At 51.1% G+C, this 14,471-nt stretch carries 12 protein-coding genes; 8 read left to right on the plus strand and 4 right to left on the minus strand.

Going from position 1 to position 14,471, the window contains the following annotated elements:
* The first annotated feature begins 597 nt into the window (after positions 1–597).
* The gene (gene tnaA / locus C7434_RS19000; protein ID WP_133745818.1) at positions 598–2,013 is read left to right on the plus strand and encodes a tryptophanase; all 1,416 of its coding nucleotides are present in this window, start codon (positions 598–600) and stop codon (positions 2,011–2,013) included.
* 113 nt (positions 2,014–2,126) lie between these two features.
* Positions 2,127–3,374: a low affinity tryptophan permease TnaB gene (tnaB, locus tag C7434_RS19005; RefSeq protein ID WP_006121401.1), complete on the plus strand. Its 1,248-nt coding sequence runs from the start codon at positions 2,127–2,129 to the stop codon at positions 3,372–3,374.
* Between the two features lie 101 nt (positions 3,375–3,475).
* Here the strand turns inward: tnaB and C7434_RS19010 are convergent, their stop codons facing one another.
* Entirely contained in the window at positions 3,476–3,769 is a 294-nt protein-coding gene (locus C7434_RS19010) for an HTH-type transcriptional regulator (RefSeq protein WP_006121400.1), read from the minus strand.
* A 985-nt stretch (positions 3,770–4,754) separates the two neighbouring features.
* Between C7434_RS19010 and C7434_RS19015 the strand changes: the two genes are divergently transcribed.
* The 5 genes from C7434_RS19015 (at position 4,755) to C7434_RS19035 (ending at position 10,161) form a co-directional block, all read left to right on the plus strand.
* On the plus strand, positions 4,755–5,471 hold the full coding sequence (locus C7434_RS19015) for a DUF3053 domain-containing protein (protein ID WP_006121399.1): 717 nt from the start codon (positions 4,755–4,757) through the stop codon (positions 5,469–5,471).
* A 437-nt stretch (positions 5,472–5,908) separates the two neighbouring features.
* A complete protein-coding gene (locus C7434_RS19020; RefSeq protein ID WP_054634740.1) occupies positions 5,909–7,843 on the plus strand; it encodes a PTS mannitol transporter subunit IICBA in 1,935 nt (644 codons plus the stop codon).
* Positions 7,844–7,937: 94 nt separating this feature from the next.
* On the plus strand, positions 7,938–9,086 hold the full coding sequence (mtlD, locus tag C7434_RS19025; protein ID WP_133745819.1) for a mannitol-1-phosphate 5-dehydrogenase: 1,149 nt from the start codon (positions 7,938–7,940) through the stop codon (positions 9,084–9,086).
* Positions 9,087–9,093: 7 nt separating this feature from the next.
* A complete protein-coding gene (locus C7434_RS19030; protein WP_205956235.1) occupies positions 9,094–9,696 on the plus strand; it encodes an MltR family transcriptional regulator in 603 nt (200 codons plus the stop codon).
* A 102-nt stretch (positions 9,697–9,798) separates the two neighbouring features.
* The gene (locus tag C7434_RS19035) at positions 9,799–10,161 is read left to right on the plus strand and encodes a YibL family ribosome-associated protein (RefSeq protein ID WP_006121395.1); all 363 of its coding nucleotides are present in this window, start codon (positions 9,799–9,801) and stop codon (positions 10,159–10,161) included.
* Positions 10,162–10,170: 9 nt separating this feature from the next.
* Here C7434_RS19035 and C7434_RS19040 read toward each other — a convergent pair whose 3' ends face one another.
* From C7434_RS19040 to fdhD, 3 genes are all read right to left on the minus strand, one after another.
* On the minus strand, positions 10,171–11,133 hold the full coding sequence (locus tag C7434_RS19040) for a VirK/YbjX family protein (protein ID WP_033737309.1): 963 nt from the start codon (positions 11,131–11,133) through the stop codon (positions 10,171–10,173).
* Between the two features lie 287 nt (positions 11,134–11,420).
* Positions 11,421–12,038, minus strand: a complete 618-nt coding sequence (gene sodA / locus C7434_RS19045) for a superoxide dismutase [Mn] (RefSeq protein WP_006121393.1) — start codon at positions 12,036–12,038, stop codon at positions 11,421–11,423.
* Positions 12,039–12,260: 222 nt separating this feature from the next.
* Entirely contained in the window at positions 12,261–13,085 is an 825-nt protein-coding gene (gene fdhD / locus C7434_RS19050) for a formate dehydrogenase accessory sulfurtransferase FdhD (protein WP_072209167.1), read from the minus strand.
* 423 nt (positions 13,086–13,508) lie between these two features.
* On the opposite strand from fdhD, the gene fdhE reads away from it, so the two are divergent.
* Positions 13,509–14,432, plus strand: a complete 924-nt coding sequence (gene fdhE, locus C7434_RS19055) for a formate dehydrogenase accessory protein FdhE (protein WP_039339184.1) — start codon at positions 13,509–13,511, stop codon at positions 14,430–14,432.
* The last annotated feature ends 39 nt before the right edge of the window (positions 14,433–14,471 follow it).

Here is a 14,471-nt window from a genome sequence, read left to right on the forward strand (position 1 = left end):
CCGAATCCCTGTGCTGCGAGTACGCCGTTGTTTTTTCCTGATGGCAGACGCCGTGGAAACGTAACGGTGTAATAATAACGACGACAGGGCCAGCAATAGGCTTTTGAAAGAGATCCAAATCCAGGTTAAATCAGTAATAATTTACCTTTAACGAGCACACTTTTATTACTGTGATAATAATCACGATAGCCTACAAAAACGATGGACTTATAAAGATAATAGAATAGGGTAATATGATGTTTAATGAGAGTTGAAACATTATGATTATCTTAAACAATCCTGCCCTGTTATCTAAATGGTTTAACCTTGACAATATTATCGTCAATCATCGCCCTTAATCCTTTCCTTTTACCGTTCTGAGCACTCGCTGGCTTATACCTCCGGTGTCGCGGGTGCACGCACGCGCATCCTGATTTCATTAAGACTGCATAAATAGTGTCGTCCTGTTGCATCGCTTTTCTCGCTCTTTTTACAGGCTACGTACCCTGCCGTCTCAGCGAAATTCATGGACATTTAAATTTAAAAGAATGGCCACGCCTGATTTTTATTTATTTGCAAAAGTCACGGCACCGGCATGCCTGAATAAAAGGAAGAGCAATGAATAACTTTAAACATTTACCGGAACCTTTTCGCATTCGTGTTATTGAACCCGTTAAACGGACGACCCGCGAATATCGCGAGGCGGCGATAATAAAAGCGGGTATGAATCCTTTTTTACTGGACAGTGAAGACGTTTTTATTGATCTCCTCACGGACAGCGGCACCGGCGCAGTGACACAAAACATGCAGGCAGCCATGATGCGGGGCGACGAATCATACAGTGGAAGCCGCAGTTACTATGCATTAGCCGATGCCGTGAAAGCCATCTTTGGGTATGAATATACCATTCCGACTCATCAGGGCCGGGGTGCAGAGCAAATTTATATCCCGGTATTAATTAAAAAACGTGAAAAGGAAAAAGGCCTCGACAGAACCAAAATGGTGGCTTTTTCTAACTACTTCTTCGACACCACGCAAGGACATAGCCAGATTAACGGCTGCACTGTCCGAAACGTTTATATCAAAGAGGCTTTCGATACCGCAGTACGTCATGATTTTAAAGGCAATTTCGACCTGCAACGTCTTGAAGACGGTATAAAGGAAGTGGGTGCCCGTCACGTGCCTTACATTGTGGCGACGATCACCTGCAACTCGGCTGGAGGACAACCTGTCTCCCTGGCCAACTTAAAAGCCATGTACCAAATCGCAAAGCAATATGACATTCCTGTGGTCATGGATTCAGCCCGTTTCGCTGAAAATGCCTACTTTATCCAGCAACGTGAAAAAGAGTACCAGGGCTGGACAATCGACGCGATTACCCGGGAAAGCTATCAATATGCCGACATGCTGGCGATGTCGGCCAAAAAAGATGCCATGGTGCCAATGGGCGGCTTGCTCTCCTTCAAGGACGACCGCGTCTTTGACGTCTATACAGATTGCCGAACACTGTGCGTCGTGCAGGAAGGTTTTCCCACCTATGGCGGCTTAGAAGGCGGTGCGATGGAACGGCTGTCAGTAGGGCTTTACGACGGGATGCGTCAGGACTGGCTGGCCTATCGCATCAGCCAGATTCAGTACCTGGTAGACGGGCTGGAATCCACAGGCGTGACCTGTCAGCAGGCTGGAGGGCATGCTGCTTTTGTCGACGCCGGTAAATTATTGCCTCATATTCCCGCCGATCAGTTTCCGGCTCAGGCCCTGGCCTGTGAGCTGTATAAGGTGGCAGGCATTCGGGCGGTAGAGATTGGATCATTTTTGTTAGGTCGCGATCCGAAAACGGGTAAACAGTTGCCCTGCCCGGCTGAATTGCTGCGTCTGACCCTTCCCAGGGCCACCTACACGCAAACGCACATGGATTTCATCATTGAAGCATTCGGACATGTGAAAGAGAATGCGGCCAACATAAAAGGCTTAACCTTCATCTATGAGCCTGAGGTATTGCGCCACTTCACTGCAAAACTTAAAGAGATTTAACTGTCATACCTGTAAAGTGAGCGGCTGTCAGCGACAGCCGCTCTGCCGCATCGCTCTGTTAACCTCACAACAATAAAAATGATAAACATGAGATACCGTATTGAGAGGACACCATGGACGATCATCCACATCAAAAACATTCCGCCTTTTGGGGCGTGATGGTTATTGCCGGCACGGTCATCGGTGGCGGCATGTTTGCACTGCCCGTCGATCTGGCCGGCGCCTGGTTTTTCTGGGGCACTTTTATCCTGGTGATCGCCTGGTTTTCCATGCTGCATTCCGGTCTGTTATTGCTGGAGGCCAATTTAAATTACCCACCAGGCTCAAGCTTTAATACATTAACCAAAGATCTGCTGGGTCAAAAATGGAATGTAGTTAGCGGCATTACCGTTGCGTTTGTGCTGTATATTCTGACGTACGCCTATATCTCAGCCAATGGTGCGATTATCAGCGAAACGCTGTCCGCTCACACGGGCCTGACTTTGCCTGCCCGCGTCGTCGGCATCGGCACCGCGGCAGGTGTTGCTGGCGTGCTGTGGATAAGCTCACTGGCAACAAGCCGGATTACATCCCTCTTTCTCGGCGTTAAAATCCTCGCCTTTATCATTGTTTTCGGTTCATTATTTTTTGACGTTGACTATGCCATTCTCAGCGATGCCAGCAGCCTCAGTGACACGCATTCTTACTTCGCCTGTATCTTTATGGCTATCCCTGTCTGCCTTGCTTCATTTGGTTTTCATGGCAATATTCCCAGCCTGATAATTTGTTATGGCAAGCAGAAAGACAAGCTGGTGAAAAGCCTGGTTCTGGGCTCCTTACTGGCGCTGTTTGTCTATCTTTTCTGGTTGTATTGCACTATGGGCAATATCCCGCGCGAAAGTTTTAAAGGCATTATTGCGTCGGGGGGCAATGTTGACGCCCTGGTGAAGTCGTTTATGGGCACCCATCCCGACAGAGTTATTGCCTTTTTCCTGCTGGTTTTTTCTAATCTTGCCGTTGCCAGCTCTTTTTTTGGCGTCACGTTGGGGTTATTCGATTATCTGGCGGACTTGTTTAACATAGAAAATACCGCCGTTGGGCGAGGCAAAACGGTGCTGCTCACCTTTCTTCCCCCCAGCCTTTTGTACCTGATCTTTCCAAATGGCTTTCTCTATGGCATTGGCGGCGCAGGCTTATGCGCAACGGTGTGGGCCGTCATCGTGCCTGCCCTACTGGCAATGCAGTCCCGGAGACGCTTTCCCGACCAAATTTTTACCGTGTGGGGTGGCAGAATCATTCCCGCCATGGTCATCATTTTTGGTGTCGTTGTGATTGTCTGCTGGGTAGGTAACGTACTGGACGTGTTACCGAAGCTTGCCTGATAAGACGCTGGCAGGAAATACGGATGGCGTTGTGTGCTGGAGGCTAAACAGCCGGCCACCCTTGTGACCGGCCTCACCTGTAAACGAGTGGGTTTTAAAACTTAATCAAGCAGCTGACGTCCAAGATACGGATTGGCGTGAAGTAATTTCATCAATTTCTGTGCCGTTGCTGAAGGGCGCGTACGCTGTGCTTCCCAACTTTTAACCGAAGAAACGCTAACACCCATGATTTTTGCAAACTCATCGACCTGCATTCCCGCCATTTCGCGCAGACGTTGCGGCTCTGGCATTGCAGGTTGACGCTGAGTTTGCAGCGCAACAGGGCTGTTATCACGTGTCAAAACAATCTGCTCAAGGCTGCTGAGCAATTCAAACATAGGATCTTTTAACTCCATAGAGAACTCCTTAAAACTCACTATGAATCACGTGAAAGAAGGTACACGAACCTGAAATCAGGTTCAGAAACCGGACTAAGCAAGCTGCATCCCATAAGAGTTTGTATTTATGATGAAAATCTTATGGGACACAGCCTGTACTGCACCGCTGCTTAAACATGACAACGCAATGCAACATATGCCGGGAGACTAAGTATGGATAGAGACCTGACAATTTGCAGTGCAAATTAAACATTTTTTTTAACTTTACAATTCTGAAAAAAGGCTAAAAACCCTAACCGTTTGATGCAATTGATTTTGTTGATACGGCATCCACTTCGCGTTCCGATCTTTTTTTCTTCACCCTCTTCGGTGAATAAATCGTCAGAACCCCGCACGCGCTTACAACAAAAGAATTTGCAAAATATGCGCCAGATCTTTCGATTTTCTACAACAAAACGGTCAGTACCAGCAATTTATCAAGCTACGCACTGGCGATGCCGTGGCTGTCGTGCCGCCAGCGCCCAAAGACATAACGGTTATCAGGCAATGACCAGTACGATTAATCCTGCTCTGTCATCTGGACAGGCCCTTCGCATAGCGAGCCAGAGCGACAGGTTGCACTACTTTAAGGCAACTGAACAATGAGAGGGCATTTAAAAGATAGCTGTTAATACAGCCTGCACCCGGTACGGGATGCTCAGGCAGTGAGCGCGGTTCCGGGCGGGCTTAACAAAGGGCGTCTGAACAGGCCCCGATCCGGGTTTATTCTTACTGCCTTTACAGCACGAGCCGCCCCTTATCGGGTATGGAAAAACGCCTTTTCACTGCTCTTTAACAGGCTTTGTAAACGAATGAGGCCCTGATTTTACGTTTAACCTCTTTTTTCTTACCCATAATGGCCTGACAGCGCGCTTTCACATTGTGTGGCCATTAACGTTTGTTCTATTCTTTAGGCCACTGCTTACCCGGACATCAGCCAGTTTTACTGACAGGAGTTGAACCCATGGCTTCAGGAATTTCCCGCGTCCTGGCACGCAGCGGCATTATGCTGGCTGGCGTGCTTATCGTTCTGCAACTCACCGCGTGTGGTGATAAAGAAGGCGAACAACGCAAAGCGTTTATCGATTTCATGCAAAATACCGTTATGCGTAGCGGTGAACATCTGCCGAGTCTGAGTGAAAACCAGAAACAGAGTTTTGGTCCCTTTGCTGGGGATTACGCGATTTTGTATGGTTTCTCACAACAGGTGAATAAGACGGTCGATCAGGGCATGCGCCCGGTCGTGGATGAGCTTTCTGCTATTCGCGTGCCGCAGGACTACCTGAGTCGCCGGGATTCTCTGGCTCAGGCCACCAGCGCCCTGACCGTCGCCACCCAACAACTCGAAAGCGCCAAAATGCAGGCGGATAAGAGCAAAGCCGGTCTGAAACAGTCTGACGATCTGAAAAAGGTTTTCGATACCGCCTATGACAAGGTCGTCACTCAGCCTGCCGCTCAGTTGATCCCATTGTTACCTAAACTCCAGGCGCTTAGTCAGGATGCGGTTAAAACTGGTGAATTTCTTCAGGCACAGGGGACACGCGTCAGTTTTAATAATGGCGGAGTCCAGTTCCCTACTCAGGAACAGGCTACCCAGTACAACAGCCTGATGACCAGTTTATCAGCGAATGTCCAGGCACTGACTCAGGCCAAGAATGCCGTTCAGGGCACGGGACAATAAATTTCACACGGACAGATTAGCGACTGTCCACCTCATAATCACTTCACCACGCGCTTACGCTTCATAAAAACGGGCCAGATCAAAATGTGATCTGGCCCGTTTTTTATTAAATTAAGTTGTGACTTTAATCACATTTTATAAACAAAGCAGCATGATAAAAGTGTGATAAATATCACTTAAAGTAAAAAGAAATGGTCAAAATTTGGTCATAACTTTCCCGTATGACCCTTATTTTGTGATCTAAATCACTTAAAACGCCCCTGTCACCCCGTCACAAATGTGACCTGCATCACTCATGAGGCCACCCACTACGCAGGCCAATATTCGCGTGATAAAGTCCGCCTGCATACAGTAATACTGACGGCGCATCGCCGTAGTGGCTAAACAAAAACAAACGCGCGCTCCTGTTGCAGCGCGTCTCAACAAGGGGTGGGCTTATGTCCTCATCAGTAAAGGTCAAAGTTCAAAGCTTTGGTCGCTTTTTGAGTAATATGGTGATGCCTAACATCGGCGCGTTTATCGCCTGGGGTATTATCACCGCGCTGTTTATTCCAACGGGCTGGATTCCAAACGCAACACTGGCGAAACTTGTCGCCCCGATGATCACTTACCTGCTGCCATTGCTAATTGGCTTTACAGGTGGACGTCTGGTGGGAGGCGATCGCGGCGGTGTGGTGGGTGCCATCACGACAATGGGCGTGATTGTCGGTGCTGATATGCCGATGTTCCTCGGCTCGATGATCGCAGGCCCGCTTGGTGGCTGGGCAATTAAGTCATTTGACCGCATGGTTGACGGCAAAATCAAAAGCGGCTTCGAAATGCTGGTTAACAACTTCTCTGCCGGGATCATCGGCATGTTGTTGGCGTTGCTGGCCTTCCTGGCGATTGGTCCCCTTGTCGAAGGTTTGTCACATATCCTGTCCGCTGGCGTCAATTTGATGGTGCAAAATAACCTGCTGCCATTGACCTCTGTCTTTGTCGAACCGGCGAAAATCCTGTTTCTTAATAATGCTATTAACCACGGCATCTTCTCACCGCTGGGGATTCAACAGGCAAGCGAAGCCGGTAAGTCAATCTTCTTCCTGATTGAAGCCAACCCAGGCCCGGGTATGGGCGTACTGATGGCCTATATGTTCTTTGGTCGTGGTAGTGCGAAGCAGTCTGCCGGCGGTGCGGCTATCATCCACTTCCTGGGCGGTATTCACGAAATCTACTTCCCTTATGTCCTGATGGCACCACGCCTGCTGCTGGCCGTGATCCTCGGCGGTATGACCGGCGTGTTTACTCTGACGGTTCTGCATGGCGGCCTGGTTTCCCCTGCCTCACCGGGATCTATCCTGGCGGTATTAGCCATGACGCCAAAAGGCGCTTATTTTGCGAATATTGCCGCCGTCTTCGCTGCTTTTGCTGTTTCCTTCGTGGTCTCTGCTATTTTGCTCAAAACCAGCAAAGTGAAAGAAGACGATGATATCGAAGCGGCTACGCAGCGCATGCATGATATGAAAGCCGAGTCAAAAGGACAGGCGGTGTCAGGTGCCGCGGTTGCCAGCGATGCGATGAGCGTTGACCTGAACCATGTGCGTAAAATCATCGTGGCTTGTGATGCCGGCATGGGGTCAAGCGCTATGGGGGCAGGCGTACTGCGTAAGAAAGTTCAGGATGCAGGCTTAACGCATGTGTCGGTAACCAACAGCGCCATTAACGCGCTGCCGGGTGATGTTGACTTAGTCATTACGCATCGCGATTTGACCGAACGCGCCATTCGTCAGGCTCCTCATGCCCAACACATTTCACTGAATAACTTTCTGGACAGTGCTCTGTACAGCACGCTGACCCAGCGCCTGGCGGCGGCAAACCGGAGTGAAGCGAACCGGGAAGTCGTACAGAAAACATTGGGTGACAGCTATGATGACGGCAGTGCCAACCTGTTTAAACTGGGGGCGAGCAACGTGTTCCTGGGACTGAATGCCAGTAATAAAGAGCAGGCCATCCGCTTTGCGGGTGAGCAGTTGGTGAAAGGGGGTTATGTTCAGCCCGAGTACGTTGATGCGATGCTGGAGCGGGAAAAGCTGACGCCGACATACCTTGGCGAATCGATCGCGGTCCCGCACGGCACGGTTGAGGCTAAAGACCGGGTGCTGAAAACCGGTGTGGTTTTCTGCCAGTACCCTGCTGGCGTGCAGTTTGGTGATGAACCCGATGAGGTGGCGCGCCTGGTCATTGGTATCGCCGCCCGCAATAACGAGCATATTCAGGTGATCACCAGCCTGACCAACGCACTTGACGATGAGCAGGTCATTGAAAAACTGGCTCATACTAACAGCGTTCAAGATGTGCTGGATCTGTTATCAGGCAAGCCAGCGTTAGCCTGATTCGGTCCGACATTTTCCCTGGGGCGGTTATGCCCGTCCCACTTTGTTGGGGCGGACATGCCCGCCCCGTTGTCATTTGATATGGGTCAAAATTATGAAAGCGTTACATTTTGGAGCGGGTAATATTGGTCGCGGTTTTATTGGTAAACTGCTGGCAGACGCAGGTATTGAGCTGGTTTTCGCAGATGTGAATCAGACGGTACTGGATGCCCTGAATGCACGTCATGAATATCCTGTGCATGTCGTCGGTGAACAGGCCAACGTCGACATCGTTACAGGCGTCAGCGCCGTTAACAGTACCAGCGACGATATTATCCCTCTGATCGCTGAAGTTGATCTCGTTACCACTGCGGTTGGCCCGCAAATCCTGGAACGCATCGCCACCAGCGTCGCCAAAGGTCTGGCCAAACGCAGTGATAACGGCAATGTTCAACCGCTAAATATTATCGCCTGTGAAAATATGGTTCGTGGTACCAGTCAACTCAAACAGCATGTGCTGCAGGCACTACCGTCCCAGTATCACGCCTGGCTTGAGGCGCATGTTGGCTTTGTCGATTCTGCGGTTGATCGTATTGTACCGCCTTCTGAAGCCGGCAGTGAGGATCCGCTGGAAGTCACCGTGGAAACCTTCAGCGAATGGATTGTGGATAAGACCCAGTTTAAGGGCGATCTGCCCACCATTCCGGGCATGGAACTGACTGACAACCTGATGGCCTTTGTTGAGCGTAAGCTTTTTACACTCAACACCGGCCACGCGATTACGGCCTACCTGGGACAACGGGCTGGCCACCAGACCATCCGCAATGCCATTCTTGATGAGGGTATTCGCGCCGTCGTTCAGGGCGCCATGGAAGAGAGTGGCGCGGTGCTCATCAAACGTTATGGGTTCGACGCCGATAAACATGCTGCCTATATCCAGAAAATCCTGGGCCGCTTTGAAAATCCTTACTTAAAAGATGATGTTGAACGCGTGGGTCGGCAGCCACTTCGTAAGTTAAGTGCGGGCGATCGCCTGATTAAACCAACGCTGGGCACTCTGGAATACGGGTTGCCGCATGCCAATTTGGTGAAAGGGATTGCGGCCGCCATGCACTACCACAGCGACCAGGATCCGCAGGCGCAAGAGCTGGCTGCACTGCTGGCGGAAAAAGGGCCACAGGCAACCCTGGCTCAGGTATCTGGCCTGGAGGCTGACAGTGAGATTGTAAAAGAAGCCGTTAGCGCCTGGCACGCCATGGCATAATAACGCCATGTTAGCAATCCAGATCGGGGGCGATGACGTCGCCTCCGACAGCAGTACGACATTGACGCAGGCCATAATGGAAGAAAAGCAGGCTTTTGAAAATCGTGTGCTTGAACGTCTGAACGCGGGGCGATCGGTGCGGAGCTTTCTGTTCGCCGCAGTTGAACTGCTGGCCGAAGCCGTTAATGTGCTGGTGTTACAAGTATTCCGTAAAGATGACTACGCCGTGAAATACGCCGTGGAGCCCCTGTTGCTGGGCGACGGCCCGCTCGGCGAGCTGTCGGTCAGGCTTAAGCTGATTTATGGCCTTGGGGTGATTAGTCGTCATGAATATGAAGATTGTGAACTGCTGCTGGCCCTGCGCGAAGAGCTGAATCACGACGCGGGCGATTATCGTTTTACCGATGATGAAATTCTGGGTCCTTTCGGTGAATTGCACTGCGTCTCAGCCTGGCCACCGGTTCCCACCTTACAGGCAGACGATCCCGCCTTACAGGCGATGCAGCAGCAACGCTACCTGCAAATGGTGCGCTCCACGATGTTACTGTCTCTGACAGAACTCATTTCCCGTATCAGCCTGAAACAGGCGTTTAAGAAGGCATCCAGCTAAATCCTGCGGGGAGCCTGAACCGCTCCCTCTTTCACCCTTCTCCCGAGAATCTGTCGTGAATTTGGTGTATCCTTAGCCTGTTTTCCTCAACGAGTTGTTGTCATGAAAGAGCAAGAAAAGAACGAAATTAAACGCCTCAGCGATCAACTGGACGCGCTGAACCGTAAAGAGCCTCAGCTACTGGAAGCGGGTGATGCTGAAAAGCTGGGCGCGCTTTTAAAAGAGAAAGAAACGCTGGTGACGGAAATTGAACGTCTGCGCAATCAGCGCGACGCCAAATTGAGCCAGGAAGCGCAAAAGCTGCAGAAACTGCCGTTCAGCCGCGAAATTACCAAAAAAGAACAGGCCAATCTGGGTGCCTTAAAGAAAAGTGTACGCGGCCTGGTTGTCGTGCACCCTATGACCGCGCTGGGACGAGAAATGAACCTGCAGGTCATGACAGGCTTTGCCAAAAGCGCCTTTTGATGTGTGCGATCAGGCAGCTGCCTGATCCACCGCATGCTGGCCAGTAGCCGTATTCACCTGCTCTGCCAGCGTATCCAGCAGCGTATAACGACGGCGGTATTCGGCCCGCTTCTTGCTGGCAATGTCCTCAAGCGCTTTTCGTGGCAACATCAGCGGCAGCGCAAACATGCCGTCAGCGCGGGCCTGACCATTCAGCGTCAGCCAGAATTCACTGTAGCTGGCGAAAAACTTATCACCTTTGCTATGACGATAACGCAGGCTACGAAAAACATGGGTTTCGTCGCCAACCGCCGCAATTTTCTTAACGCCGCATTGCTGAGCCAAAATAAATACAACTTCCATTAACAGGCGTTTAGGAAATAAGCCGTGTGCGGCTTTCGTTGCATCACGAATAACATCATTTGAGATATGTTTACGTGGTCCCTGCAAACCACCAATCAGCAAAGTTCGCTGTTTTTCGTCATTCATAATGGTAAATGACAGAGAAGCCAGCGCCTCATTTTCATAACGTAAAACAACCGTGACTTCCCCTTCACGATCGAAATATCCGGAGCGACAAGTAATATTGAACGCTTCATTATTTTTACCTTCAAACCTGGCAAGGACTGTCTCCTCTCCGCTTTGCAGAATCTGGCGAAGCTGACTGTTCTCCAGACTTCCCATCAACGCATAATGATCAAGAATCGCCTGCGCCCGTTGCGCGACGCTCATCCCCGCACGCAGATAGGGGCGATGAAGTTTTGCAGGTAACAGCCCCTGTACGTGCATTAACTGGGTGATTCTTGGTAACGCAGAAAGTTGCTGTAAATAACGCAAAGTCGTAACAGGTGCAATAAGGGTTCTTAAAGCAAATTTAAGCCGGAATCGCCGGCTCCGCCAGATTTTGTTGGGGACGTACTTTCCGCTAAGTAATTGAAAAAATAAACTGGCGTATGAATCCGCCATCACATCGTGTGTAGTATAAATAGACATAGCCGACATTCTTATTGGTCTGATAATGACACTGATGATAAAACGACCGGCATCAACGGCAGGTTAATGACTCAAATTGTTAAAAATTTAGCGGGGTAAACTGACGCTTCGTTTAATTTTCGTTTAGGCCCTTAAGCCCGACTGCATGTGTGCAGGTAGTTTGAAGGTAATAAAATGCCAGAGCAGGCACCATTGAGAAGTTGCAGGGTGGAAGAACAGCATCCTGCGGGCGTAAAAAAACCGGCAGAGCCATTCTGCCGGTTGAAAGTACCTGTGGCGCTTGGCGCTTACTTAGCGGATGCGAAGCGCGCTGCCGCCTCGTCCCAGTTAACCACGTTCCAGAAAGCTTTGATGTAATCCGGACGTTTGTTTTGATACTTCAGGTAGTAGGCGTGTTCCCACACATCCAGACCGATGATAGGGTAACCCGATACGCCAGCGATCGCTTCGCCCATCAGAGGGTTGTCCTGGTTAGCGGTTGAAACCACGGCCAGTTTGTCACCTTTCTTAACCAGCCAGGCCCAACCGGAGCCGAAACGGGTCGCTGCCGCTTTTTCAAACTCTTCCTGGAATTTTTCTACGCTGCCGAAATCTTTTTCAATCGCAGCTTTCAGCTCGCCCTGCAGCGTGGTGCCGGTTTTCAGGCCTTTCCAGAACAGGCTGTGGTTAGCGTGACCACCCGCGTTATTGCGCAGCGGGCCTTTTTTATCTGCTGGCAGCTGATCCAGTTTGGTGATCAGTTCATCGACAGGCAGATCGGCAAATTCAGTCCCTTCCAGCGCCGCATTGGCGTTGTTGACATAAGTCTGGTGGTGTTTGGTGTGATGGATTTCCATCGTCTGCTTGTCAAAATGCGGTTCCAGTGCGTCGTAAGCGTAAGGCAGGGATGGCAGTGAATAACTCATGTTCTTCCTCTCCATTTAGTGTTTGAGCAGCACGACAATGTCGGCACGTGCCGCGTAAGCAGTCGTATCATTATAGTTAAATTCATGATCGGTAAAAGCGTAATCAATGCCCTATTAAACATAAGGTTTTGAAAAAGCATGCAAAGCAGCCAGATTTTTCGGTGGCGGAAAGCCTGGGTGCGTAAAGAGGATTACCTGCAAAGCGCCCCGAACACGCAGACGTTATCTCAGCCGCTGCGGATGACTATAGATGGTGGCACGGCCCGGTTTACTGAATCCTACCAGGGTAAGATGACAGCGTTCGGCCACCTCCACCGCTAACTGGGTTGCGGCAGACACGGCAAACAGAATTTCAACGCCGCACATTGCCGATTTCTGCACCATTTCATAGCTGGCCCGGCTGGAGACCAGTACGGCACCATTGCCCCATTCGGCCTGACTGCGATAGCCCAGCAGTTTGTCCAGTGCCACATGGCGGCCGACATCCTCACAGCCATGAATCAGTCCACCCTCAGGATGTATCCAGGCGGCCGCGTGCGTGCAGCCTGTTTTTTGCCCGACGGGCTGGACGTCCTTGAGCTGCGCCAGCGCGCTGTCCAGCTGCGCCAGGGGAAAAGTCTGCGTAAACGGCAACGGCGTCAGCGGCTTTCCGATCTGCTCCAGTTGCTCCACGCCACATACGCCGCAACCCGTCCGGCCGGCCAGCGCTCGCCGTTGGGCTTTCAGCGCCATAAAACGTCGGCTGGATAATTCAATCTGCACCTCAATGCCGTGACAACCGGTCACCACATCCATTCCGAAAATATCGGCCGGAGAATCGATGATGCCTTCTGAGAGTGAAAAACCGACAGCAAACGCCTCCAGGTCCTTGGGCGTTGTCATCATCACAACGTGAGAAATACCGTTATACACCAACGCCACGGGCACTTCTTCGGCTAACCAGTCGGCCTGAGCATGGTGCAGGTCGTCACGTTGCCAGACATGGATTTCACGCAAGCCTGCTCGCTCACTCGCACCGGTTTCCTCTTTCACTTCGTTGTTCTTCACGTTGTTCTGACCCTGAGCTGTTGCGGATGGCGTAAAGGTAACCCTGTTGCGCCATGCTGAATAGCTTCTATTCTGTACCCTGCGCCGTGCTGCAACAAGTCTGTGGGTGGCAGACAGCATAAAGCGTGAAAGGCCCACCGATTTGCCGTTATTCACAATGCGTTATGCCTGTTGTCGCCGGCGAAAAATGTATTTCATACTGAAGATAAAGGGCTGGACTGCTATGCTCAGCCTGTTGGGAGCTGTTTTGCACTGCGGTTTCCTGACGCGGTTTTCCGCCTGCTTTGCTCGCTGAGAACCGCTCACGAGGGAAAATGGCGAGAGATCCGGCCCATAACGGCTACTCGTAGCCGATACAGACAACCTCATTTTTGCTGGTGTCGTGAGTAGCGTAATCAGCCAACAAACAGGAAAATGCCTTTTATGCGCATCCGCATTATCCCGAAAGACCCGTTGGAGAAGAGCGAAAAAAACCCAGCGGAAATGATCCCGCCGTTACTCTTCCCCCGGCTGAAAAATTTATACAGCCGTCGGGCGGCGCGTTTGCGTGATCTGGCGGCAAAAAATCCTTTGGGTGACTATTTACGCTTTGCCGCCGTCATCGCCCAGGCGCAGGAAATCGTTCTGTACGATCATCCTCTGCAGATGAACCTTCACGCACATCTGCTCAGGAGCGCTCAGGAAGATAAAGCGCCGCTGGATATTCATACTCTTTCGCGCGATCCACACTGGCATCGCCTGCTGCACTCGTTAGTTGCGGAGCTAAAGCCCGAAATGAGCGGTCAGGCGCTGGCGGTGTTAGAGAACCTGGAGAAAGCGTCAGCGACCGAGCTGGAAACGCTGGCCAGTGCCCTGTTTGCGGGTGAGTACGCGCAGGTGAGCAGTGATAAAGCCCCTTTTATCTGGGCTGCGCTGTCGATCTACTGGGCACAAATGGCGGCATTGATTCCCGGTACGGCTCAGGCGGAGATGGGCGCACAACGCCAGCACTGCCCGGTATGTCACAGCCTGCCGGTCGCCAGCATCGTACATATGGGTTCGCATGAAAGTGCGCGCTACCTGCACTGCAACCTGTGCGAAAGTGAATGGCACGTCGTGCAGAACACCTGCTCTCATTGCGACCAAAACCGCGATCTGCATTACTGGTCACTGGACAGCGAGCACGCGGCCGTCAAAGCAGAAAGCTGCGGCGACTGTGGCAGCTACATGAAAATGCTTTATCAAGAAAAAAATCCGGCCATTGAACCGGTCGCCGACGATCTCGCCTCTTTAGTGCTGGATGCACGTATGGAGCAGGAAGGTTTTGTACGCAGTGGCCTGAATCCTTTTATGTTTCCCGGTGAATAGTTTTTTGCTGATGAAACCTCGCTAAACGGGAGTAACGCA

It is taken from the genome of Pantoea sp. PNA 14-12 (assembly GCF_004364735.1).
GTDB lineage: Bacteria > Pseudomonadota > Gammaproteobacteria > Enterobacterales > Enterobacteriaceae > Pantoea > Pantoea stewartii.